Annotated in this window: 18 protein-coding genes, 2 pseudogenes and 2 CRISPR repeat arrays; of the genes and pseudogenes, 3 read left to right on the top strand and 17 right to left on the bottom strand. The window is 63.8% G+C overall.

The features are described from left to right. Nucleotides 1-148: 148 nt before the first annotated feature. The 13 genes from QO034_RS16370 to QO034_RS16430 all read right to left on the bottom strand — a co-directional run bounded on the left by QO034_RS16370 (nucleotide 149) and on the right by QO034_RS16430 (nucleotide 15,061). Entirely contained in the window at nucleotides 149-961 is an 813-nt protein-coding gene (locus tag QO034_RS16370; RefSeq protein WP_284486606.1) for an ABC transporter ATP-binding protein, read from the bottom strand. Further along, nucleotides 933-1,763 (bottom strand): ABC transporter permease, encoded by an 831-nt coding sequence (locus QO034_RS16375; protein ID WP_284486607.1) that lies wholly within the window; start codon nucleotides 1,761-1,763, stop codon nucleotides 933-935. The genes QO034_RS16370 and QO034_RS16375 overlap by 29 nt, the downstream gene beginning before the upstream one ends. Before the next feature lie 286 nt (nucleotides 1,764-2,049). Next, complete coding sequence (locus tag QO034_RS16380) at nucleotides 2,050-3,003, bottom strand: ABC transporter substrate-binding protein (protein WP_284486608.1); 954 nt, start codon at nucleotides 3,001-3,003, stop codon at nucleotides 2,050-2,052. A 315-nt stretch (nucleotides 3,004-3,318) separates the two neighbouring features. Continuing rightward, the gene (locus tag QO034_RS16385; protein WP_284486609.1) at nucleotides 3,319-3,939 is read right to left on the bottom strand and encodes an AraC family transcriptional regulator; all 621 of its coding nucleotides are present in this window, start codon (nucleotides 3,937-3,939) and stop codon (nucleotides 3,319-3,321) included. Nucleotides 3,940-4,131: 192 nt separating this feature from the next. Beyond that, entirely contained in the window at nucleotides 4,132-5,652 is a 1,521-nt protein-coding gene (exaC, locus tag QO034_RS16390; protein ID WP_284486610.1) for an acetaldehyde dehydrogenase ExaC, read from the bottom strand. A gap of 123 nt (nucleotides 5,653-5,775) precedes the next feature. Beyond that, on the bottom strand, nucleotides 5,776-6,741 hold the full coding sequence (locus QO034_RS16395; RefSeq protein WP_284486655.1) for a GAF domain-containing protein: 966 nt from the start codon (nucleotides 6,739-6,741) through the stop codon (nucleotides 5,776-5,778). Nucleotides 6,742-7,411: 670 nt separating this feature from the next. Then, a CRISPR array of direct repeats spans nucleotides 7,412-7,686; the repeat unit is 29 nt; unit sequence GGGTCGATCCCCGCGGGGGCGGGGGAGCC. Between the two features lie 86 nt (nucleotides 7,687-7,772). Beyond that, nucleotides 7,773-9,143: a CRISPR direct-repeat array (repeat unit 29 nt; unit sequence GGGTCGATCCCCGCGGGGGCGGGGGAGCC). A gap of 63 nt (nucleotides 9,144-9,206) precedes the next feature. Then, the gene (gene cas2e / locus QO034_RS16400; protein WP_284486611.1) at nucleotides 9,207-9,494 is read right to left on the bottom strand and encodes a type I-E CRISPR-associated endoribonuclease Cas2e; all 288 of its coding nucleotides are present in this window, start codon (nucleotides 9,492-9,494) and stop codon (nucleotides 9,207-9,209) included. 37 nt (nucleotides 9,495-9,531) lie between these two features. Then, nucleotides 9,532-10,407 (bottom strand): type I-E CRISPR-associated endonuclease Cas1e, encoded by an 876-nt coding sequence (gene cas1e / locus QO034_RS16405; RefSeq protein WP_284486612.1) that lies wholly within the window; start codon nucleotides 10,405-10,407, stop codon nucleotides 9,532-9,534. 4 nt (nucleotides 10,408-10,411) lie between these two features. Then, on the bottom strand, nucleotides 10,412-11,203 hold the full coding sequence (locus QO034_RS16410) for a type I-E CRISPR-associated protein Cas6/Cse3/CasE (RefSeq protein ID WP_284486613.1): 792 nt from the start codon (nucleotides 11,201-11,203) through the stop codon (nucleotides 10,412-10,414). Next, nucleotides 11,200-11,886, bottom strand: a complete 687-nt coding sequence (cas5e, locus tag QO034_RS16415) for a type I-E CRISPR-associated protein Cas5/CasD (RefSeq protein ID WP_284486614.1) — start codon at nucleotides 11,884-11,886, stop codon at nucleotides 11,200-11,202. Before cas5e ends, QO034_RS16410 begins: the two co-directional genes overlap by 4 nt. Beyond that, nucleotides 11,883-13,001: a type I-E CRISPR-associated protein Cas7/Cse4/CasC gene (cas7e, locus tag QO034_RS16420; protein ID WP_284486615.1), complete on the bottom strand. Its 1,119-nt coding sequence runs from the start codon at nucleotides 12,999-13,001 to the stop codon at nucleotides 11,883-11,885. The genes cas5e and cas7e overlap by 4 nt, the downstream gene beginning before the upstream one ends. Continuing rightward, entirely contained in the window at nucleotides 12,994-13,557 is a 564-nt protein-coding gene (locus QO034_RS16425) for a type I-E CRISPR-associated protein Cse2/CasB (RefSeq protein ID WP_284486616.1), read from the bottom strand. Before QO034_RS16425 ends, cas7e begins: the two co-directional genes overlap by 8 nt. Next, on the bottom strand, nucleotides 13,550-15,061 hold the full coding sequence (locus QO034_RS16430; protein WP_284486617.1) for a hypothetical protein: 1,512 nt from the start codon (nucleotides 15,059-15,061) through the stop codon (nucleotides 13,550-13,552). The genes QO034_RS16425 and QO034_RS16430 overlap by 8 nt, the downstream gene beginning before the upstream one ends. Nucleotides 15,062-15,339: 278 nt before the next feature. Between QO034_RS16430 and cas3 the strand changes: the two genes are divergently transcribed. Further along, the gene (gene cas3 / locus QO034_RS16435; RefSeq protein WP_284486618.1) at nucleotides 15,340-17,874 is read left to right on the top strand and encodes a CRISPR-associated helicase Cas3'; all 2,535 of its coding nucleotides are present in this window, start codon (nucleotides 15,340-15,342) and stop codon (nucleotides 17,872-17,874) included. Nucleotides 17,875-17,897: 23 nt separating this feature from the next. Here the strand turns inward: cas3 and QO034_RS16440 are convergent. Beyond that, a pseudogene (locus QO034_RS16440) lies at nucleotides 17,898-18,230 on the bottom strand (DDE-type integrase/transposase/recombinase); the annotation flags it as partial. Between the two features lie 122 nt (nucleotides 18,231-18,352). Here QO034_RS16440 and QO034_RS16445 point away from each other — a divergent pair. Further along, nucleotides 18,353-18,526, top strand: a pseudogene (locus QO034_RS16445) (transposase); the annotation flags it as partial. A gap of 166 nt (nucleotides 18,527-18,692) precedes the next feature. Here the strand turns inward: QO034_RS16445 and QO034_RS16450 are convergent. Continuing rightward, nucleotides 18,693-19,409: a Crp/Fnr family transcriptional regulator gene (locus QO034_RS16450; RefSeq protein ID WP_284486619.1), complete on the bottom strand. Its 717-nt coding sequence runs from the start codon at nucleotides 19,407-19,409 to the stop codon at nucleotides 18,693-18,695. Between the two features lie 144 nt (nucleotides 19,410-19,553). Here QO034_RS16450 and QO034_RS16455 point away from each other — a divergent pair, with 144 nt between their 5' ends. Further along, the gene (locus QO034_RS16455; RefSeq protein ID WP_284486620.1) at nucleotides 19,554-21,887 is read left to right on the top strand and encodes a sulfatase-like hydrolase/transferase; all 2,334 of its coding nucleotides are present in this window, start codon (nucleotides 19,554-19,556) and stop codon (nucleotides 21,885-21,887) included. A 212-nt stretch (nucleotides 21,888-22,099) separates the two neighbouring features. Here the strand turns inward: QO034_RS16455 and QO034_RS16460 are convergent, their stop codons facing one another. Further along, nucleotides 22,100-22,399, bottom strand: coding sequence for a hypothetical protein (locus tag QO034_RS16460; RefSeq protein WP_284486621.1), 300 nt, complete (start codon nucleotides 22,397-22,399; stop codon nucleotides 22,100-22,102). Between the two features lie 33 nt (nucleotides 22,400-22,432). Next, on the bottom strand, nucleotides 22,433-23,392 hold the full coding sequence (locus tag QO034_RS16465) for an SH3 domain-containing protein (RefSeq protein WP_284486622.1): 960 nt from the start codon (nucleotides 23,390-23,392) through the stop codon (nucleotides 22,433-22,435). Nucleotides 23,393-23,437 lie beyond the last annotated feature (45 nt).

Raw genomic sequence — 23,437 nt, forward strand, 5'->3', positions numbered from 1 at the left:
CGGCAATCCCCGCTGTTTTGATGGATGCCTTTGGTTGTGGCCGTTGTCAGAATGACAGCCCAGTGCAGACAGGCTATCCGCTTCCCGACACGGTGCGACCGTAGAAATACGCCTGACCACGATCCGGCGAGGGCCGCCTCCCGGTGAGTCAGGCTTCCTGTTCGAGAAAGGCCCGATCCGCTTCATCGCCGATCACGCCGGTCAGATGACGGCGCGCGGCGAGAAGCGCCGGCGCGTTCAGGTCCCGCGGCCGTTCTTCGTCGATCCTGAGTTCAGTCCGGATCCGACCGGGCCGGGCGGTCATTACCAAGATCCGGTCAGCAAGCGCCAGCGCTTCATCAATGTCATGTGTGGCAAGCAGAACGGCGCCGTTGGTCTCGCGCACCGTCTCCAGCAGGTAGCGCAGCATGCGCTGGCGCATCAGAACGTCAAGTGCGGCAAAGGGTTCATCGAGAATCAGAAGCGCCGGCTGCATCAACAGAGCCCGGGCAATCGCGGCGCGCTGCTGCATGCCGAGCGAGAGCGTATGTGGCAGTTGCCCCATCACTGGGGCGAGACCGAACTTCGCGAGCATGCCCCGGGCGGAGTCATGGCGGTCCTGCCGTGACACACCCTGCAAGGCAAGACCGAAGCTCACGTTTTCCCAGACGGTCTGCCAGGGGTAGAGGCAGGGTACCTGAAACACCATTGTCCGGGTGGGGCTGGGTCCGGCGACAGGCTGGCCCGCTGCCAAAACGGAGCCGTCGCTGGGCTGTTCGAGTCCCGCAGCCAGCCGCAGGAGCGTGGTCTTGCCACAACCCGAGGGTCCGAGGATGGCGACGATCTCGCGGTGACCGACGTTCAGACTGAGGTCGGCCAGTGCCCGGGTCTCGGAAGGCAACCCCGGCGACCAGATCTTCCCAACGCCCCGGCAAGCCAACGACAGGGGGCGCTCAGCGGTCAAGATACTGCCCGCCGCCACCGCCGGGAAGCCAGTAAAGCGCCCGGCGCTCGATCAGGCGGAAGCCGAGATCGAAGAGGTAGCCGATCACGCCGAGAAGCACGATTGTGAAGAACACAAGCCTCGGATTGAAGCCGTTGCGCACCAGCATGACCACCTGACCCAGTCCCCGACTGACCCCCGTGGCCTCCACAAAGAGCGCCACCATCCAGGCGGCGAAAAGGTTGAGGCGCAGGATGACAAAGAGACCGGGCAGGATGGCCGGCAGAACGACTTGCAGGAAGATTTGGCGACGCGAGGCACCCATCATTCGGGCAACTTCGAGATAGGGCGCTTCGACCGCATCGATCTGGCTGACGGTGGCGAGCAGCATCAGGAAGAAGAGCGCTATGAACACCATGAAGATCGCCGGCATACTGCCGACGCCGAAGATGAAAATGGCGACGGGCAACCAGGTAACCGCCGAGACCGGGGCAAGGAAGGTAACGGTTGGAAGGGTAAGCTTGCCGAAAAGCGGCCAGTATCGTGCCGCCAGCCCCATGGTGAGCGCCGCGATGGCGGCGAGCGCAAGGCCGGCGAGAACCCGTGTGGCCGTCGCAGTCACCGTACTCAGAACCGCCAATGCCGCAGGCCGGGCAGCGACCTCACCGGAAGTGATCAGCCAGCGATCGGAGGTGTTGAAGTGGCGTGCCTGCGCACCGAAGTCGGCAAGGAAGACATGCGGCGGAGGCAGCAGGCGCGGATCGGCGAGGCCGGCAAGCCAAGCCGCCTCCCAGATCAGGGCGAACAGCCCAACGGACAGCAGACTCCAGCACAGGCGCACACCGAACGCTCGCCACCGAGCCTTGCTCGCGCGGGCTTTCGGACCGTTTGAACAGTTGGGTCCGATACTGGCGACCGGATTGATGTCATGTATCGGCGCTTTCATGTCCCTGGGCATGGCGCTTCTCCTTCGCGTAGGCGCGAAACGCGCCGCAGCGCTTGGTCGGACCGGGGGGCCGCATCCCGAGGACGACGCAGGCTGCGTACGCACAACGTCCGAACCACTCAGACGCCGGCCCGGCGACCAAGGCTCTGCCAAAGCGCAGTGTTGTCGGCGATTGTTTTCTTCAGCAGGCGCAGTCAATCAGCTGCGGATCCGGTCGTTGTGTAATGTAGCCCATGTCGATCAGGCTGTCGGCTCGGGAAAGGATGAAATCCTCCTGGCCACGAATATCGACCTGCAGGGGCTGGTTCGCAGCGCCGAGTTTCGCGTCTTCGAGAGAAGTCTTGTAGTAAGACCCGACCATGGCGGACAAAATGGAATCGAGATCAGTTTCGCAGGCATGCTGCGCACGCATCAAAGCCTTGATGACGGCACAGATGGCCTCGGGCCGTCGTGTCTCGATGGCCTCGACCTGGGCAGTCAGCACGCAATCGGGGTAATCCTGATCGTAGATGTCACGTCCGTTCGACAGCAGATGCGCGCCGGGAACCTCGGCCAGCAGTGATGTGACATAAGGTTCGATCGATGAGATCCAGTCAAGCGCGCGGGCCTTGAACGCTTCGACCGCCTCGGGGATGGAACCCATGTAGCGGATTTCGACATCGGCCAGCGGCACGCCATTGGCACGCAGCCAGTCGAAAGCCATGACCTCGAGACTGTCCATCTGGAACGTGCCAAGTGTTGTGCCCGGAATCTTGTCCGGCCCATCGATACCGGCGCGTGCGACCAGCCCGCAGCCCTCGATCCCGCCGCCGCCGACAATACGGATGTTCGCCCCGTTCTCGATCAGGGCGATGGCACTTGCATAGGGTGTCACGCTCACGTCGACGGCCCCATTTCCTACCATCGTAATATGATCGGCGAATGTCGGAGTGGTCACGAGTTCGATTGAGACACCGTCGTCTTCGGCCAGTTGCCGGGCATGAGCGAGGAAGAGGTCAAGGCTGCAGAAACCTGCCCCATAGGGCGCCTGGATCACCTGTGTCGAAGCCGCCGCAGCGATTGGCAAGGCACAAGTGGCGGCGGCGGCGAGACCGCCTCCGGCAAGTCTGAGCAGGGCCTGGCGGCGGTCGATCACACCAGGCCCCGGCCCAAGGGCGACGGCTTGGCGGCAATTGTGGCACATGGGTGGTTCTCCACGGCAACGCAACACGGATCGTTCTGCCGGAACGCGGCTCTCCTCATTCAGGCACCTGGACCGAGACAAGAAAAGCCGGAGGCCGTCGTGTCCGAAAGCCCGGTCGTACGCCGTGATCACTGAAGCAGGATTGCACCCTTCATGCAATCCCGGCGACTTCGAATTGACAAACGATCCGACTGACCCCCGCCATGTCTTTCGCCCATTTGTTCCTCTCCGGTGACACTACGGCCTTCGTCCCCATCCTCTGATCGTTCAACAGGCCGCCTGTGCGTCCAATGGCTCTGCCTGACCGGCGCCAAACGTCTGGTCCTGCCAGAACCGCCGCCTTGTCTCACTCGGGGCACAGCCATGCATCCTTGAATATGCGGCTGAAAATCGGCCCAGATGGGTGAAACCGAAGCTCATTGCGATATCGGTAATCGATCGCCGACTTCCTTCGGCAAGTATCGTGCCATGGACCGCGCGCAAGCGTCTGTCGCGCTCGAAGCTGCGCAGTGTCATCCCCATGCGTTCCTGGAAGGCACGCTGCAGCATGCGTTCGTTTACGCGCAGAACCTCGGTGATCTTGCTAACCGCCACCGGTTCGTCCGGACGTTCGGCCAGGTATTCGATGGCCGCTTCAACCAGTATGCGCTTGGACTGGCTGGTCTCCCGGGGGTTCTCGTCGACTTCCCTGACCGAACTCAACGCCTGTATCAACGCGCCCCTTACGTGATGCGCCGCGAGTTTGAGGAGATTTGGATTCTGTGCCCGCCGAACCGCGTCATTGGCCACCATCAGGCCGTGATGCATCTGTTCCTGCAGGTTGGTCTCCATCTCGGGCGCGATGCCAGGCCTGCGCAGTCCCAGACTCTGAAAGTCGCCGCCTGACATGAAACCCATGCTATAGCTTAACCCGGCGGACAAATGGTCGAAAAACCAGGACCACCTCTTGCGGAAATGGACCACGACAACGCGGGACTTGCTACCTGCTTGCCTCTGTCCCAAAGTAGCCAAAAGGTACACGATCTGCGATGCCGGTCGTTGTTAACGACCGGCACCTCACTATTACCCAAAGCGTCGAGCTCAGAAGAAGCCGAGCTTGTTCGGGTTGTAGCTGACCAGCATGTTCTTGGTTTGCTGGTAGTGATCGAGCATCATCTTGTGCGTTTCACGGCCGATGCCCGATTGCTTGTATCCGCCGAAGGCCGCGTGCGCCGGGTAAGCGTGATAATTGTTCACCCAGACACGTCCCGCTTCGATATTGCGGCCAAAACGGTAGGCGCGCGTGCCATCGCGCGTCCAGACACCGGCACCCAGACCGTACATCGTGTCATTCGCGATGGCCAGCGCCTCGGCCTCATCCTTGAAGGTGGTGACTGAGACCACCGGGCCGAAGATCTCCTCCTGGAAGACCCGCATCTTGTTGTGGCCCTTCAGGATCGTCGGTTGGACATAGAAGCCGCCCGAAATGTCACCGTTGAAGCGCGCGGCATCGCCGCCCACCAGAACCTCGGCCCCTTCTTCGACGCCGATCGTGAGATAGGACATGATCTTGTCCTGCTGCTCCTGGCTGGCCTGTGCACCCACCATGGTGTCCATGTCGCGCGGATCGCCTTGCTTGATGGCCTTCACGCGCTCGATGCAGCGGGCGATGAAGGCCTCATAGATGTCCTTCTGAACAAGCGCCCGCGACGGGCAAGTGCAGACCTCGCCTTGGTTGAAGGCGAACAGAACGAAACCCTCGACCGCCTTGTCAAGGAAGGCATCGTCCTCGGCCATCACGTCCGAAAAAAAGATGTTTGGGCTCTTGCCGCCCAGTTCGAGGGTCACCGGGATCAGGTTCTTTGTGGCGGCCTTCATGATGATGCGGCCGGTTTCGGTCGAACCGGTAAAGGCGATCTTGGCGATGCGCGGGCTTTCAGCCAGCGGCCCGCCCACATCCGGACCCATGCCGTTGACGATATTCAGTACCCCATCGGGCAAGAGATCGGCGATGCACTCCATCAACACCATGATCGCCGCCGGGGTCTGTTCGGCCGGTTTCAACACGATGCAGTTGCCCGCCGCCAGCGCCGGCGCCAGCTTCCATGCCGCCATCAGAACCGAAAAGTTCCACGGGATGATCTGACCGACAACGCCCAGCGGCTCATGGAAGTGATAGGCCACGGTATCGTGGTCGATCTCAGACATGTTGCCTTCCTGCGCCCGCAGGACTCCTGCGAAATAGCGGAAATGATCGACGGAAAGCGGAATATCGGCCGCGGTGGTTTCCCGGATCGGCTTGCCGTTGTCCCAGGTCTCGGCGGCGGCGATCAGGTCGAGGTTCTCTTCGATCCGGTCAGCGATCTTCAGCAGGATGTTCGACCGGTCGGTCGCGCTGGTCCTGCCCCAGGCTTCCTTGGCGGCATGGGCAGCGTCCAGCGCCAACTCCACATCCTCGGCTGTGGACCGGGCCACTTCGCAGACCTTGGCGCCGGTAATCGGCGTGATGTTGTCGAAGTACCGGCCCTTCACGGGCGCTACGAACTTGCCCCCGATGAAGTTGTCGTAACGGGTCTTGAAAGGCGACGTGTGGCCGCCCGCAACCTGGGTCATTTCGTTCATTGGGTATCCTCCATTGGTCGTCCGGTCCTCCGCCGGAGACAAACAGAGCATGTGTGAAGGCCGCCTCCGCGTCAGCCCGGCCACCCCGGCCGGCACCCTCCACCTGTCTCACCTCTGAGACAGTCAGCCTTGATTTCCGCCGATCCCAAGCCGCTTCATGCGCCGATAAAGCGTTGCCCGGCCCACGCCCAGCATTCGCGCGGCTTCCGAAACGTTGCCGCCCGCTCGCGAAAGTGCCCGATTCACCGCCGACCTTTCGGCCTTCTCGAAGCCCGTCGGCCCGTCGTCACGCCCGAACAGGTCGGATGCTGGAACCGAGGTGATCGGCCCGGTCGAATTCAGCCGAAACGCCTTGCGGGCGCCGCGGGTCGCACCCAGCACGAGGTCGTCTCGGTCCACTGCCAGCAGCATCGCCGCCTCGCTGTCGTCCGTATTCGCCACGATGATCCGTGCATCGGCAAAGGCGGCGCGGAAATTGTCGGTCTCGATCTGGCGGGCAGTCTGGGCCACCATCGCGGCGATCAGCTGGTTGAAAGCCTCAGTCTGGTCGGCCCTCGCCGAGGACACGTCGAGCGCGCCGATCAGTTCTCCCTCGGGGCCGAAGATAGGCGCATCCATGCAACTCATGCCGGTGTTGCGGGCGTGAAAATGCTCGTCGCGGTGAATGATCACCCTTCGCCCTTCGGCGATGCAGGTGCCGATGCCGTTGGTGCCTTCCGAGGCTTCCGACCAGTCGGATCCTGGCGTCAACCCCCAGGCTTCGAACGTGGAAAGGTCGCTGCCTCCGGTGCGCAGGTCGAGTACCACACCTTCGGCATCGGTCAAGAGCACCCCACACCCCGAACTGCCGACCAACTGGAATAGTGTGTCGAGCTTGGGCATGGCCACGCGCAACATCGCTTCCGATCGCTCGCGCCGCTCCGTCAAGGCCTCTACCGTCACGCGCTGCACGCCTTCCTTCTGTCCCGGATCCAGCCCGTGATGTTCAAATGATCGGCGCCACGAAGCCGCCAGTCGTGATCTGGCCGCAGCGTTCGGGTGGCTCGCAATTTCCACCACGCGCTTGATATGCCGCGAGTCCGACGTCAATCCTGGCTTCCTCCGCGAACCGACGGTATCGCGTTTTTCATGATGCGTCGAGCGACAGCCAGACATATCTTCTTGCTCGGCTTGAGTGGGCGTCGTTTCAAAGTGGACCACCGGTGTTTCCACCGCGCGGCATGAGGCAGATAGTGCCGGTAGCGGTAATACGGCAGGGCAGAACATTGCCGAACAAAGGCGCTATTTGAATGTCAGCTTCCGGCATCCTGGCCTGACCGGTCCGCACACGCAGAGGATGTCCGGGATCCGCCCAACGCGAGCGCACCGTGATCAACGCCGGGTCGCTGAGCGGCGTTCCTCGGAACGGCATAACCGGTTAATCGACCGTCGATAGGCCCGGGGGCGCACCCGCGCCGCGCCCGGACCCGCGGGAGGTGAGCCGACGCCTTACCCGAACGGGTCATACTCCGAGACGATCACGACTTCGTTTCCGTCGATTTCATCGGCGGGGACGGCGCCAGAGGTTCCATCACCTGCCTCGAAGAGGGGCTATCGCATTAATCGCAGTTCTTGGGGAAGTTACGGTTTTCGAACTTGAGAAAGCCGCGTATATCGCCGTTCAAGCATCGCCGCTTTCCGCGCGACATCATTCTCTGTACCGTGCGACGGTAATTGCATTATCCGCTATCCTACCAAGACGTCGTAGTCCTCCTGGAAGAGGTCGATCCCCGCGGGGGCGGGGGAGCCTAGTGCCGTACCTGTGTGCCGCCGATGGCCTCGGGTCGATCCCCGCGGGGGCGGGGGAGCCCGGGACAATGGCGGCGGTTCCTATCGCATCTGGGGTCGATCCCCGCGGGGGCGGGGGAGCCGGACCGCGCCGAGCTGGACGCGCTACATCACGGGGTCGATCCCCGCGGGGGCGGGGGAGCCCTGCACCGGTTTGAACCCGACCTGCGCCACCTGGGGTCGATCCCCGCGGGGGCGGGGGAGCCCCGATGACCGCGCCTGAACTACGACCCTGCCCGGGTCGATCCCCGCGGGGGAGCCCACCGCGCCCGACCCGAAATACTATCGCACATGGGTCGATCCCCGCGGGGGCGGGGGAGCCGCTGAGCGTGTAATCGGCCTGCACGGTACCCCGGGTCGATCCCCGCGGGGGCGGGGGAGCCTCCTGAATGATCCGCTGCACCGGATGTGCCCGGGGTCGATCCCCGCGGGGGCGGGGGAGCCGCCTGCACCGTGCGCTCGCCGGTGCAGATCAGGGGTCGATCCCCGCGGGGGCGGGGGAGCCTCATCGCCGGTCAGCCCCTCCAATTGCAGGAAGGGTCGATCCCCGCGGGGGCGGGGGAGCCCGTCATGTGCGAGCCGGGATCGAAAAGTATTCGGGTCGATCCCCGCGGGGGCGGGGGAGCCAAAAACATCGGTCGCGTGAGAAAGAGGATCGCGGGTCGATCCCCGCGGGGGCGGGGGAGCCCGCTTTGTCGGGCGATGGCTGGTAAAGCGAAAGGGTCGATCCCCGCGGGGGCGGGGGAGCCACCAAAGAGGACACAAACGACGCCATTGGCAAGGGTCGATCCCCGCGGGGGCGGGGGAGCCTCGGACCGCTGCTGCATCACGGCGGAAGATCTGGGTCGATCCCCGCGGGGGCGGGGGAGCCGTCCTGCAGGACTGCGACGGCGGGCTCGACGTGGGTCGATCCCCGCGGGGGCGGGGGAGCCAGTGCATCCAAGACGGTCGGACGGCAGCGGAGCGGTCGATCCCCGCGGGGGCGGGGGAGCCCGGAGGCCGGTGAGATTGTCCACGCCGCATACGGGTCGATCCCCGCGGGGGCGGGGGAGCCCAATCAAGAAACAGCTTGAGGCTGGCGAAACCGGGTCGATCCCCGCGGGGGCGGGGGAGCCATCTTGCGCGAGGACAGCGACGAATTCCGCAAGGGTCGATCCCCGCGGGGGCGGGGGAGCCGCGAACCATTTCGCCCCCGGCGCTGACTTCCTGGGTCGATCCCCGCGGGGGCGGGGGAGCCGCGAACCCGGCTCAGAATGCGCTTGATGCGCCGGGTCGATCCCCGCGGGGGCGGGGGAGCCCATCAGCCAGATATACCTTTAGATCCTGACCAGGGTCGATCCCCGCGGGGGCGGGGGAGCCAGTTGGCTCCGCATGAATCCTGACCAGACGCAGGGTCGATCCCCGCGGGGGCGGGGGAGCCAATGAAGAACGGAACGAAAACAGACCAAGAATGGGTCGATCCCCGCGGGGGCGGGGGAGCCGAGAGGATCACGGCAAAGGACCGCGAACTAGCGGGTCGATCCCCGCGGGGGCGGGGGAGCCATGACCGATACCGTTTTCAAGGAAATCCGAAAGGGTCGATCCCCGCGGGGGCGGGGGAGCCCGTGAGGCGGCGGACGGTATCCCGTTCATCGAGGGTCGATCCCCGCGGGGGCGGGGGAGCCTCTAGGAGGTAAGTATTTGGCAAGTATAAAAATGTCAAAAAGCGTGGATGTTCTGATCGATTCCTATTCCCGTTTTACGAGCAAAATGCCATCGGCGTCTACGATCACTTTCGGCGGCTCTCCCAGCATTTCCATCGCCAGGTCACCTGTAGCCGAAGGATCGCGCCAGACCATCACGATGGCGCCGCGACCGAGGGTTTCGTACCAGCTCGACAGCACGTCCCAAACCCGTGTTCGTACACCTGCCGAAAGGTCCGGCGCGACATAGATGCCTGGCGCCACCTCCAACATGATCGAGGTGAGGAAGCCGCGATATCGCGCCTCGACGTCACGAGTGACCACCATCGTCATTGGCAAGGCGCGCGACCCTCAAATATTGGTTTGCAGCTCATGGTCCATCCTCGATCAGGGCTTTGATGCGTTCGATCATGGCTGGTATGATCCTCTCCCTGGCCAAGGTCTCTCCGGTGAGACGCCGTGCAATGCGCTCGACAGGCATGTCGGGCCTGTCCTCGGCGCGCTTGGCCGCGCGGAAGGCGCAGGGCAGAGTAACCGTCTCTCGCCAAAGGTCGGCAATGTCGAGCACAAACGACTGACCTGGGTCCTCGTGGATGAAACCCAGTTGTGGCACGGTCGCAGTCGCGCTTACGGCAATTGCCGCAGCGGCCTCGACGGCAGAGGCCGCGTGGTTGAGAGCCTGGTTGGCAAGATCGGCTGCCTGGGGATTTGCCCGGTCGTACCGGCGGCCGCGCCAAGGCACGCCAAAGCGCTCTGCGGTCAGCTTGTAACTTTCCTTGACGCGGGCTCCCTCAATGCCGCGCAACACATCGAGGGAGCGATGCGGCAAGACCTCACCCAGGCGCAGTGCGTACATGCGCCGGGCGACCATGATCCGCATGTCCTCGTCAGCCCAAATGCGCGCCTGAAGACGCGCGAGCCCGGAGCGGTCGGGGATCAGTGGCGGTGCCGTGTAGAGACGAACACCATCCTCTCCCACAGCCGCAAGCGCAGTGCGCGCATGGGCCAGCAGGCGAAGCGCGTCGTGACTGACTGTCGACCCCGGACCGAGCAGGATCATCGAGACGCCCTGAAGCGGAATGGCGTGATCGCCCTGCGCCAGAGCGTCCGGTCCGGACTCCGCGCCACGCAGAAAGGCCAGCGTTCCGTCTCGTGCGGTCAGTTGGCCACGCGCAAGATAGAGCAGCCCCGCCCTGTCCGCATGGGGAACCTTGGCGCTGTCAAGGCCCAGGCGTCCTTTCAGCATATCCTTAGCTCCTCGGGACCGGTCGCCCCGGCGGTCGCAGCAACAGCATACCGAAACCGAAGGCTTTGTGACGGCCGACGCCGCGGCGCAAGCGATCCCTGAAGGCGTCCGGTTCGCGGACGGTAAGCGTGCCGTGCAGAATTGCGTCCGGCCCTTCAACGCCACGTCCATCCCCCCTTGCGGCCAAGCGGCGACGGAATGATGCAAGGCGGATGTCCTCGATCTCCGCGGCGCCCGCGAGGCGATCAGCAAGCCATGCGGCATAAACGGTTTCGCGACTGCGATCCGTGTCCCCCATGGCGTTCCGGTCGGGGTTGCGCAATGCGGTTGCGAGAAAAGCGTCAATCTCCGCTCCCGCCTTGAACCCGTGCCGCCGGCCCTTGTTGCGATCCGCAGGCGTTTCGATGTCGGAAGCCAGGCGCACGACCGGGCGCAGCCGAATGTCGAAGCCCAGTCGACGGCCCGGAGCGGCAACATCCGGCAGCGTCTTGGTCGCAAGGCGGGAGAGCGGCAGCGCAGCCTCAGCCGCTTCGGACAAGGCCACCATCTTTGCGGTCTCCAGCAAAGTGGCGGCATTGGCCTCGGTATAGGCCCATAACGTCCCTGTCCGGGCTCGGGGTGCGACGATCAGGCGAAACGGTTGAAGTACACCGGGGCCAAAGGTCTCACCTAGCAAGTGGTGAAGCGCCCGGCCCTCGTCAAAGGTGGCGCGCGAACCACGGGTCCAGCCGCGCTCACCTGCTGCGCGTGCAAGAGCGGGCAAGTCGATCGGCAGCCGGGCGAGGTGAAGCGTCACACCATACCCTCCACGATTGCGCGCGTTCCGCCATGCAGTCCGCTGGACCAGACGCGGCGATCAGCGACGTCCATCGCGCGAGATCCGGACGGGCCTTTATCCGCGGGCCACATGGCGGGCCTGGGTTTGTCGCGATCGATCGCGCAGAGCGCATCGTGGACGGTCGGCGCGTCAACAAATCCGCCGTTCAGCGGCGTGGATGGCAGACAGGGCTTGCGTCCAATGAAAAGGGGGCGGGCTGGACGGTCGAGAGCGTTGGCGACCTCGTCCAGTGTGGGCTGTTGATTTTCTGGATCCAGACGCAATACCACCCGAAGGGAGGCATCCAGAATATAGTCGCGCCGCCGTCGATGCGGTGCGTCGTAGCTCGCTCCCGTGCGACCTTCCGGTTGTCCGCGCGTCGTCCATCCTCGATCTGTCTTCCCGAGTTGGGCATTCTGGCTGTCGGTCAATATGTCTCCCTCCCGCAGGGCGATAGCCCCGAACAGAAGCCGGTCCTGAAGCGCCTGATGCGCGGTGCGGTCGTCCCAATCCCAGCCAAGCGCGTTTCCCAGCATTCCGGTCAACATCGAGGCCCCGGGCCAGCGTGCCGTCGGACCCACCTGGTCGATTGCGACGGCGCCAAAAGACATCATCGGCGCGCAGAGGCGCAGCACCAACCAGCGCATTTCACCGCCACTCATGACAGCCGGGCTGGAAGAGTGGCGGCCCAGTCGGCCAGTTCCTTGAGCGTGCCGGGCGCCGCGCCATCCAAGGCCTCATTGCGCAGAGACAGGACGCGGCGCTCCTCACCTGTGGCATATGCGCGGTCCAGTGCGGCGAGGTGCCCGGTCAGCGCCTCGGCGGCAGATGCCATGTCAGGATCGCACGGAACGCGGAACGCCTCGGCCAAAGAGCGCGGCTGACGGTCGCCCGCTTCGAGCAGCATCAACCCCGCGCGGCCGTAGGGTGCGGTGGACCCGAGTTTCGCGCCGGGGGATACTTCGGCAATCAGATGGACGAGGTTGTGCAGGACCGGACCGGCGAGGTCAGGCGCGGCAGACCCGAGATTATCAATCAAGCCGGGCAAGTCGACAACGACGTAGCCATAAAAGAGGCCGGAGGTCAGTTCCGTTTCCTGGATGGTGTCGGCACCTGGTTCGTCCGCGCTCAGGTCATCGACGGCCGTAAAATAATCGGATTCGCTCTCCTCTCCATGAACGGTGAACGCATGAGCGACATGGACAGGGGCTGTGATATTGGCGGAGGTGTCAGAGGTGACCATCCGCCCGAAGAGCGCAGCTGTAAGTCCCCCGGGCAGCGCCGTCGCTTCACGCATCGCCGCAATGTTCTTCTTGAAATCCTTGCCCCACTGCTCAGTTGCCTTGGCCGCCGCCTTCGTATCGCCCGCGGACTCTGCCACGAGACGCTTGGCCTCATCGCGCAGCCATGCGAGCTCGCGTTCTCCGAACAGCAGGGTCTGGCGGCTTCGTTTTTCTTTGAAGCCCTTACCGCCGTAGACGGCTTCCTGAAAGGCAGGCTCTATGGCCTGAACGACTTCCGACGGTTCCAGTCCCCCCAGCACTTTGCGCGTCACCAGTTCTCGCGATCGGAACGCCTTGTCCGCACCGTTAATAGTGTGAAGCGCATGCGGATCTTCCGCCATGCGCCAATGCCGTTTGAGGCATTGCGACGAGACCCGCGTGCGAAGGGCACCGCCATAGGTCAAGCGCTTGGCGAGGCCACTGTCATCGCGGTTGAGCAAGGTCGCGGTGTAGGAGGTCAGGGTGTGGATTTGTAGAAAACGGGGTTCAGGCATCGGCAGGCATATCCTTTGATGTATCTGCATCGCGCTCGGCGCAATCAAGGCGGCGGTAATACGGGGCGGCAAGCGCATCCGGGCGGGAGGAGTCAAGAAAGGCCCGGGCGATGTCGGGTACGCGAATACCTGCATCCGCGGGCTTGGACGCGGCGAGCGCACGGATCGCGCGTGTCAGCAGAATGGTGCGTTGCTTGCCGCGCGCGGCCATGAGCTGCGCCAGACGGCGCTCGCTCAACATGGGACGGGGCAGGTTCGCGCCCGGCCAGTCCCGATCGCCACCGGTGCACAGGGCTTCGCCCAGTGGGCAATCTTTGTCGTGCAGATCCGGCCGGTCTTCCGGCGCGCCTTTCGGCGTCAGGATCGCCAGCGCCCGGACGATGGACACCCAGCGATCCGGCCGGTCAGTCAGCGGCGCGTGGCGCGCGGCCAGTCGCCAATAGCCCGGCACGGCCCCGTCATCGCCCATGCGGCGCAGCGCGGCCAAGGTGCCGGGGTCCAGTCGCCTCAACTGCGCAGCGAGCGAGAGGGCAATTGCACCAGGATCATCAGGCATTGGTCGTCTCCAACAGGTCCGCCTTTCGCACGGCGCTTTCCAGTCTGCTTCTCGCCCGCGTCCGGGCGCGGGGCGCATGAATGCGGGCGCAAGGGACAGTTCCAAAAGCGCGGGTCAACTCGGTGCGGGCCGTCTCGACCAGAGCAGCACGAAACGCGCGTGTCGCGGCGGTCTGCGCGTCCGGGCCCTGTTCCATCGCAGTAATCCGCGCCCAAAGGTGGTTGAAGAACACCCGGTCCGCAAAGGCGTCGAGCCGAGCGCGCGCTTCGGCGGCACGCAGGCGTTGCGGTTTGCCGACGCTCTCATAATCTCCACCTGCCGCATAAAGCGCGACCGCCTCCCGAAGCGCGGCGTCGGCCTTCTTGATCTCGCCGAGTTGTGCTTCCGCGACCGTCGACAGGCGCGCGGGCAAATCCTTTGCCCGCCACACGCGGGCCGGCATTGGCAGGATGCGCGATTGCAGCCCGTCGGTTTTCGAGTTCCCTCGCGCCAGCGCCTCGGCCACCACCACCATGTCGCCTGCTGCCGCGCCATCAAGCCGCGCGGCAGGAGGCGCGCGCCAGTCCTTTTCCGACAGAAGTTCGACCATGCGGCGGTAGTGAAAACGACCGCCCTCACCTAGGGTCAGGGCTTTGGGCGACGCGTCCTTCACACTTACCGGTGCCCATGGATCATCAAGCACCCCGGCGAATTCCTTGGCCGCGACACGCGCCGCCTTGGACGCGGCCCGCTCGGCCCGGATTGCGCCGTCCACCTCTGTCAGCCGGATCCGTCGGCAAACCTCGATTGCGAGCGGGTCCATGTCGGACACAGGGATTTGGCGACCCTCGGGCCAAGGCAATGTCCAGAGCAGTGCCGGCCCTCCGCGCGTCAGAACTGTCGGCGCATTCCGGTTGCGCAATACGAGGTCTAGATCGCGCCGCCACCACGAGGACGGATCGGGGCGCCCGCCCGCTCCTGCGGGTGCGAGCCCCAGCATTGCCCGGCTGGACGAACCGCCGTTCATCCGCGCGATACCGAAATTGCCGCGCCCGCCATAGCCCTCGGATGTCTGGAGCGACACCAGGGCGTAGACCCAATCCTCAGGAGCGGCGTTGTCGGCGACTGCCACCTTCAGGTCGTGGTTCTTGGATGTGATCAGGAGATCAAGCGCGTCAGGCATCGCCACTGGATCCCATTTCAACTTACCCGGGTCGGGCGGCTGCAGGAAGCCGGGCCTGCTGCGATCCTTAACCACGAGAGTCCATGGCTCGGCCGCGCCATCGGTGAGAGATAGCAACAATTCCCGCCAAACGGCGACTTCCCGCGGCGGCTCGGCGTCGGGCATTTTATCCATCGCAAGAGCGGCGAGCTGTACCAGAAACATATGCCAGGCTGCCCGCTGGTGGGCGCGAAGGCGCAAAAAGGATCGGACCTCATCGCGGGCAAGGGCGGACAACAAGCCCGGGAGCGTGCAGGAGGCACCGGGTTCGACAGAGATAACCGGGTCGGTCAGTAAACTCACCGGCCCGGCCCTTGTTGCCCCAAAGCACTTGGGGAAGACGATCTGAATCCGACATTTCCCCTATAGGACACGGGTCTATCCCCGGCTTCCGGGGCCGTAATGTCAGATTCACTGCCAACGTGCGCTCCGAATTGGTAACGTCTTCGCATGGCTCGACTCGCCACCATCCGTATGGAGTTAAACTCGGTATTGAAAGCAAAACGCATGTTAGTCTCTTTACGGAACATTCACTATATGACACGTTAATCAGAAGCCTTTGTGATGTCAAGGTTGCGATGATGTATCGAAAGTCAGCATGGGGCAAAACCGACAGGTCCGGTCGGCCGTCTCATCACCTCGCCCATCATTCGATGGATGTTGCAGCGGTGCTTGAAGCACTCCTGCGCCATCCGATCTTGTCTGCGCGCGCAGTCGCCGCCGCCGGCACACCGCTCGGGCCGACGGAAACCGCCTGGCTTTCCGCCTTCGGCTTTCTGCATGACGTCGGGAAGCTGTCTCCACGCTTCCAAGCCAAGGCGTGGAAGGACAGGGTCGCCGGCGGGACGCGCAGCCATCTGTGGGAGGGGCTTATTTGGGCGATTCGGTTATTCGAGGGCCAGCCGCTTCTGGATGGGGCTGCCACGCCATTGATCGACCCACTCATTGAGGCAGAGGCCGAGGAGGTTTGGTTCAGTGCACTCCTTGCGCATCACGGACGACCGCTGCCTTTCAGCGAAGTGACCCTGCCCTCCGACCGGCGAACCGTTTTTCCGGACGTTCCTGGCTATGATTGGCGCGCCGAGGATCGCCGGATGGGCGAGGCGCTGCGGCTCTGGTTTCCGGAAATTTCCATGCCCCGCGCTCCGCTTCGATCCTCTCGCCTGGTTCATCTTTTCGCCGGGTTGCTGGCGCTAGCCGACTGGATTGGTTCTGACGTCCATGCCTTCCCGCATGTCCACGATTTCGACCCGAACTACGGCACGAGAGCCCGGGCGCTTGCAGCAAAGGCCGTGGCAGCCATCGGCCTGACGGAACCGTCCTGGCCGAAGGCTGCACCGAGCTTTGAAGACCTGACCGGCCACCCCGAGCCACGCGGTGTTCAAAAGACAATTGTCGATGTGCCAAGATCCGCCCGTCTTGTCGTGGTCGAAGCAGAGACCGGATCGGGCAAAACCGAAGCCGCGCTCATGCACTTTGCCCGGCTCAGGAGCGAGGGTTTGGTAGACGCGCTCTACTTCGCGGTGCCGACTCGTGCCGCCGCCGGGCAGTTGCATCGTCGTATTGATGAAGCCATGGTTCGTATCGGCGGCCCGGAGGCCGTGCTGGCCGTGCCGGGCATGTTGCGGGCAGGACAGGCGAAGGGTCGGAAGCTGCCGGGTTTCCGTGTTCTTTGGGATGACGATCGTACGCATTGGGCTGCGGAGCATCCAACCCGCTTTCTCGCCGCCCCGATCGCGGTGGGCACAATCGATCAGGCACTGCTGGCCGGGTTGCGCGTCAAACATGCACCGCTGCGCGCGGCAGCTCTGACCCGCAGCCTGTTGGTCATCGATGAGGTACATGCCTCGGATGCCTATATGAATGCCGTCGCCCGTCCGCTTGTCGCCGGGCATGTCGCACTTGGCGGACATGCCCTGCTGATGTCGGCCACACTTGGCTCGGCACAACGCGCCGCATGGCTGGGGCAGGACGTTCCTTCGCTCCACGCGGCAGAAGCCATCTGCTATCCCGCAATCTGGCACAATGCGTCTCCTTCAGTTCCCCTGCGTCCCGATCCCGAAAATCGTGAAAAGATCGTCCATCCGGTTCTCGTGCCGACGATGGACCCGATGGAGGCCGCCCATCTGGCGGTGACCGCGGCGGCGCAGGGGGCCCGCGTCCTTGTGATACGAAACACGGTCGATGCCGCCGTCGATACATGGCGTGCTGTTACGGCAACTCGGCCAGATCTATGCTTCGCCATTCGCGGTCGCGCGACCCTGCACCATTCGCGCTTCGCCGCGGAGGATCGGCAAGCGCTTGATGCCGCGGTGGAGGACGCATTTGGTCGCGGCGGCAGCGGGAACGGAACGGTCTTGATCGGAACGCAGACGCTTGAGCAGTCGCTGGATATCGACGCGGATTTTCTGATCACCGATCTGTGCCCGATGGACGTGCTGCTGCAACGCATCGGGCGTCTGCACCGCCATTCAGATCGAAGCAGACCTGCTGGCTTCGAGACTGCGGCCGTTCACGTCATGGTGCCGGAGGGTGGACTGGAGCCGCTGGCGATCGGTCCAAGCTTCGAGAACGGCCTTGGCGCCTGGCCTCATGCGGGCGGATACGCCGGCATCTACCTCGACCTTCGGATCCTGGAGCTGACCCGCCGGTGCCTGATCGGCCATACGCCCTGGCGCATCCCGGCCGACAATCGGCACCTGGTCGAGGCATCAACTCATCCCGATGCTCTCGCCGGGATTGAGGCCGAAATGGGTTGGTCGGATTACGGAATGCGAATTGATGCCAAGGCTCTGGCGGAAGGCCGCGCAGGAGGGATTGTCACGCTCGACCGGGCCGCTCCTTTCCCAGAAGCTTTCCCAGATGCAGACGAAGCGATTCAAACTCGGCTCGGTGCCCGCGGCCCGAACTTCTGCCTTCCAAAGGGCGCTATCGGACCGTTCGGGGCACCAATTTCAACCATCGCGCCCCCCGTGCATTGGTGCCACGGGTTGACCGGTGACGAGACGGTGGAAGTTGCATTGAGCGGAACAGGCCTCACGCTGAACATCAAAGATCACTCGTTCGAATACGACACCGCAGGTTTGTCGCGAACAAGCGATCCAATCGTCAAGTGAACAGGATGAAATAGTCTGTGTCCCTATGCGGCGTGCTCGAACAGCCCCCTGATAAACGCGATTTCGCCTCTGATGTCTGGTTCTTTGTGATGGATGTGGCCGCGTTTGATGGTCCGGATCGTCTCGATCCCGCTGAGGGTCGCCTTTGCGGTTCGCAACGAGCAGAATCTCTGGCGGTATCCGATGAGCCGTTTCAGCGCGGCGTGGTCGATCTCGATCCGATCGTTCCGCCATTTTCCGTCGATATGCCGGATGCTGTCGAAATGCGGGCCATATCGGTGATTAATCTCGCGGATGACGAGCGGGTAGGCGCGTGCCTTGTCGGCGCAGATTGTCACCGGACGGTGGAGCCGAACGGTTAGTGTCCGAGTACGTGGTGAAATTTCCGCGCCTTCAACGGTGTAATGCGGGCGGCCATCGAGGTGTATGGTCGAGGTGGAGTTTCGACGCTTCAACCACGAACCCTACGGAGACCCGGATGACCAAAACCAACATGGACCTGTCCGAGCTTCTGGCCAAGCACGATCAGGGTGACTTCCTGCGCGGCATTGCCGAGGCCGTTTTGCAGCTGATCATGGAGAGCGATGTCGACGGCCTGATCGGCGCCGGCCGGCATGAGCGCAGCGGCGAGTGCACATGTGCCCGGCATGGTCGCGGAAACGAATTCCGGCGCGGCGACCGCATCGACGTCGAACAAGACTGAGGATCTCTTCAGCAGGCCAGAGGCTTCGTTAAAACTATGATCGCCTGAGCGCTTCCGACAGATTCTCCCGAGACCCTTCGCCCTGGCGCTGTTTTTGGGCCGATGCAGATTCTGGTCACCGCGCGCCGCGATCGAGGTCGGACTCCATCTTGTCTGCCAGACGCACCGGATTGAAGCTGATCCAACCGTAGGTTTCGCGCGCAATCAGCCTGTCGCGCTCCAGGCCTCTCAGCGCCGGACCTGCGCTGTTGCGGGAAAGCCCCGCCATTTCCCCCAGTTCCTGCTGCGAACAGGGGACCGAGATATCGGCGTCCTCGCGCATGTCTGACCCGGCAAGCCGGATCAGAGTGCCGGCAATCTTGGTCCTTGCATCCCCCTTGACCAGGCAGGACGCAAGCATCAGGGCATTGTCCAGGTGCGTCACTGTCATTTGCGCCAGTGAACGCCACAGGCGGGGGAAGCGCGACTCAAGTTCTTCGATGTCCTGAAGCGAGACGTAGCAGACTTGCATTTCCGTTCGGGCGCGGATCTCGACGCGACGCGGAGAGCCGGTGACGGCAGCCGCCTCCCCGACCCACCAGCCCGGACGGGCGATATGGCCCAGGAAGGGCGACTGGTAACCTGATGCCACCAGGACATCGGCAAACCCCTCTGCCAGCCCGTAGATCCCGCCGGGCGGGTCGCCCAGCGAATACAGGTGGATGCCGCGCGGCACGGTACGCAACTCGCCAACTTCCAACCAGGCTCTGCGAAACGGCTCGGGCTGGGCGGCCAGCCACCCCTTGCGATGGAAGATTGCGGCGGGGTCCGGCTGAGTCATCTCGAATTCCACGACTTGCACAATTATGTGCAAGCTAGCGCATGCCTCCATGATATTCAAACCTGGTGACAAGGGGCCGATTCGGCTCGGCAAATCCTATTGGACACAAGGAACCGTTCGGCTTCTTTTGCAGCCGTCGAAAACTGAGGAGCTGACATGGCGAGATTCATTTTGGCGACGGCCACCCTGATGCTTGCGACCCAGGTTCAGGCCCAGGCTTGGCCCGACCGCAGCAACCTTCCCATTCCGCTTGCCCCTTTCGAGGGCACCATCGGCGAAACGTATCAGGATTCGGTTTCCGACTGGCAGGAGCCGGTCGCGGCACCCGAGGGGGCGCCCAACGTCATCGTCATCCTGCTGGACGATGTGGGCTTTGGCCAGACCTCCACATTTGGCGGGCTGATCCCGACCCCGGCGCTGGACCAGCTGGCCGAAGAGGGGCTGCGTTTTACCCGTTTCCACACCACCGCCATCTGCGGCCCGTCCCGCGCGGCGCTTCTGACCGGCCGCAATCACCACAGCTCCGGCAACGGTTTCCTGATGGAATGGGCGACGGGCTTCCCGAGCTATTCCACCATGTTGCCGAAGGAGACCGCGACCATTGCCGAGATCCTCAAGGACAACGGCTATGCCACATGGTGGTTCGGCAAGAACCACAACACGCCGGACTGGGAACAGACTGTCACCGGCCCATTCGACCGCTGGCCGACGGGCATGGGCTTTGACTATTTCTACGGATTCAATTCGGGCGAGACGCACCAGTACTACCCGGTGCTGTTCGAGAACACGGTGCCCGTCGAGCCTGAAACGACGCCTGAAGAGGGCTACCATTTGATGACCGACATGACGGACCGGGCCATCGCGCGGATGAAGTTCGCCAAGTCGGTTGCGCCGAACAAGCCGTTCTTCATGTATTTCGCCCCCGGCGCCATGCACGCGCCGCACCATGTGACGGCCGAATGGCGCGAGACGTTCGACGGCGCCTTCGACATGGGCTGGGAGGAATACCGCAATCAGGTCTTTGCCCGGCAGCGGGAGATGGGGATCGTGCCCGAGGGCACCGAACTGACCCCGCGCCCCGACTGGGTGCCTGCGTGGGACACGTTGAGCGACGACCAGAAGGAGGTCTACAACGCACTGTTCGAGAACTTCGCGGGGTATTTCGCCTTCACCGACCAGGAAGTCGGCCGCCTTCTGGACGCGGTCAGGGAATTGCCGGATGCCGAGAACACGATGGTGGTCTACATTGTCGGCGACAATGGCGCATCCTCCGAAGGCGGGCCGGATGGAACGCTGAACGAGATCATGAACCTCAACGGCATCCCGTCCGACATCGAGGACATCAAGGCGAACCTTCACAAGCTGGGCGGGCCGGAATCCGAGCCACACTACCCCGTCGGCTGGGCCTGGGCCGGGAACACGCCGTTCCAGTGGGTCAAGCAGGTCGCCTCGCATCTCGGCGGCACCCGCAATCCGATGGTGATCAGCTGGCCCGCCCGCATCGAACATGACGCCGCCCCGCGCACCGCCTTCCTGCATCTGGTGGACGTGGTTCCGACGATCCTTGACGCGGCGAACATCCCGATGCCGGACAGGGTGAACGGGATCGACCAGAAACCGCTGGAGGGCGAGAGCTTCCTCGCCAGCTTCACCGACCCGGGCTACATGGGCCGCACCCAGCAGTATTTCGAGGTGTTTTCCAACCGCTCTATGTATGCCGACGGCTGGAAGGCCAACGCGCAGCACACCTTCCCGTGGCGGCAGGATTTCGCCCCTGGCGAGTGGGAAAACGACAGGTGGGAGCTCTACAACCTCGACGAGGATTTCTCCGAGGCCAACGATCTTGCCGCCGAGAATCCCGAGAAACTCGCGGAATTGAAGGCGATGTTGCACGAGGCGTTCGAGAAATACGGCGTCTTGCCGCTCGATGACCGCGGCGCGGGGCGACTGGCCATCGCCAAGCCGCCGGTGCCGGGGGCCGACGAAGGGGCCACGACCTACACCTACTACGAAGGCGCGATCCGCATCGCGGAACCCGCGGCACCGCCGATGAAGAACCGCTCCTGGACGCTGACCGCAAAGGTCGAAACCGAAGGCGCCGACACCGAGGGCGTCATCATGGGCTTCGGCGGTGTCGCTGCCGGGATGGTGCTGTATCTCGATGGCGGGGTGCCGGTGTTCGACTACAACCTGTTCGAGAAGCACACAGTCGTGCAGGGTGCCGAGCCGCTTCCGGCGGGAGAGGCCGAGATCATCCTTGATTTCTCCTACCAGGGCGCGGAGGGCGAGGCCGGCAAGGGCGCGGAGATCACCCTCACGGTCAATGGCACCGAGGTGGCAACAGGCAGGATGGAGACCACCGTCGGCGGGCGCTTCGGCATCGACACTTTCGGCATTGGAGAGGACAGCGGCCAGCCGGTCACCGCCGCGTATGAGCCCCCGTTTGCCTTCACTGGCGGGATCGAGAGCGTCGTGGTCGAGGTTCGGTGACAAAGGGCGAAGGGACAAGATTGCCGTTCACGGATGGGTTTCTGTGAACGGCAGCATCATTCATGGATGCAATCAACACGCAGACGGCAGCGAAAGGTTGCGGCGCCAAAGAGGCTCCCGACAACGCCGATTGCGCGGCAATGGCGACGGTGGCCGCGTATCATGCGGCCAGCCCCCGGAAGACGATGATCCAAAAACCTCACGATGGCCGGTCAGAGCATTCCTTCATCGGTGAGCGACTGGATTCCGGCGGTGGTTCCGTCATTGTAGGCGATGCACTGCCACGGCGCCTGGTTCTCGCCCACGCCGACCCGCACCAGCGTCCCGGCTTCGGAGAATTCCGAGCCGAGCAGCACGACATCGGGATTGTTCGTGGCGACGGTCACATCGCGCAGGCAGGCCTGTTCGGCGGTTGATGGCGTGCCGGAGGCGCCGGAACCCCCGGTATCTTCGACGCAGGCAGACAGCGACAGCGAAGCGCCGATTGCGCCGGCGATGACAAAACGTCTCATCTCATTCTCCTTGGCTTGATTTCTGATTTCGCGTCACTCGATACCGAAAATCACCGAATAGATGGCATCGCCGTTGGTCCTGTTGATGACCTCGACCACGTGATCTCCGGATTGCCACAACTGGCCCCGGTAATCGCGTTCGGTCGAAATCATGTCGAGCAGGAAGGTCCGGTCCGGATTGAATATCTGGTATGAAATCGGCGCGGATTGTGTCGTGACCCGCACGGTCAGGAACTGGCCGTCGCGCGCGTTGAGCGAATAGCGGCGCGACTCGCCCGGCGCCAGCAGCCCGTGAAGTTCGGCACCCGATGCGCCGGCTGCGAACTGCACCCGTTCGTCGCCGTCACCCACCGAAATCGCTGCTCCCGAACCGGCGGGCTCCGCTGCGACGCCCGACCCTTCGATCAGGAAATCGCCCGCGGCCCAGCCTTCGAAACCCGGATCGGCCATGGTCGCGACGCGGCACCACCGGCCGCCCTCGGCCATGCGGCAGCCGAGATTGCGCAGGTTCTGGCCATTGGAGAGCCGCGTGATGATGCTGGCCCCTGCCGATGGACCCGCGCGCATGTTCAGGGTGCCGCCGCCGGACACGGAGACCTGGAGAAAATCCGGTCCGCCGGCCAGACCATCGGCGAAATCGCCTTCGACGCGCGCGCCGGTTTCGCCCAGAACCGAGAGGTCCAGTGTGAATTCGGCGGTTTCGCCCCGGCGCGCGGCGGCACGATACAGGAAGACAGCGACCGTGTATTCCCCGGAAATGTCCAGGGTGCCGGACCAATTGTTGATCGGATCGGTGAATTCACCGATCACGAACGCCTCGTCGCCGGGTCCGCTGCCGGGCGCATATACGTTGAAATAAGTCGCGGCATTGTTTGACGACAGGACGACATTCATGGTCTGCCCCGCTTCCGCCCCGAGCTTGTAGAGAACGGTATCGCGGCCGGTCACGCTGTCGCTCAGGGTCGTTCCCGTCGCGCCGGCGGGGAAGCGCACGTCTACCGCCCGATCCTGGGCCAGGGCAGGGACCGGGGCAATGAG

Source organism: Sedimentitalea xiamensis (assembly GCF_030164465.1).
Taxonomy (GTDB): domain Bacteria; phylum Pseudomonadota; class Alphaproteobacteria; order Rhodobacterales; family Rhodobacteraceae; genus Sedimentitalea; species Sedimentitalea xiamensis.

Excerpts from the sequence above, each read along its gene's own strand:
- QO034_RS16385 (WP_284486609.1), bottom strand. The coding sequence starts at position 3,939 with ATGTCAGGCGGCGACTTTCAGAGTCTGGGACTGCGCAGGCCTGGCATC.
- exaC (WP_284486610.1), bottom strand. The coding sequence starts at position 5,652 with ATGAACGAAATGACCCAGGTTGCGGGCGGCCACACGTCGCCTTTCAAG.
- cas2e (WP_284486611.1), bottom strand. The coding sequence starts at position 9,494 with ATGACGATGGTGGTCACTCGTGACGTCGAGGCGCGATATCGCGGCTTC.
- cas1e (WP_284486612.1), bottom strand. The coding sequence starts at position 10,407 with ATGCTGAAAGGACGCCTGGGCCTTGACAGCGCCAAGGTTCCCCATGCG.
- cas5e (WP_284486614.1), bottom strand. The coding sequence starts at position 11,886 with ATGAGTGGCGGTGAAATGCGCTGGTTGGTGCTGCGCCTCTGCGCGCCG.
- cas7e (WP_284486615.1), bottom strand. The coding sequence starts at position 13,001 with ATGCCTGAACCCCGTTTTCTACAAATCCACACCCTGACCTCCTACACC.
- QO034_RS16425 (WP_284486616.1), bottom strand. The coding sequence starts at position 13,557 with ATGCCTGATGATCCTGGTGCAATTGCCCTCTCGCTCGCTGCGCAGTTG.
- cas3 (WP_284486618.1), top strand. The coding sequence starts at position 15,340 with ATGTATCGAAAGTCAGCATGGGGCAAAACCGACAGGTCCGGTCGGCCG.
- QO034_RS16455 (WP_284486620.1), top strand. The coding sequence starts at position 19,554 with ATGGCGAGATTCATTTTGGCGACGGCCACCCTGATGCTTGCGACCCAG.
- QO034_RS16460 (WP_284486621.1), bottom strand. The coding sequence starts at position 22,399 with ATGAGACGTTTTGTCATCGCCGGCGCAATCGGCGCTTCGCTGTCGCTG.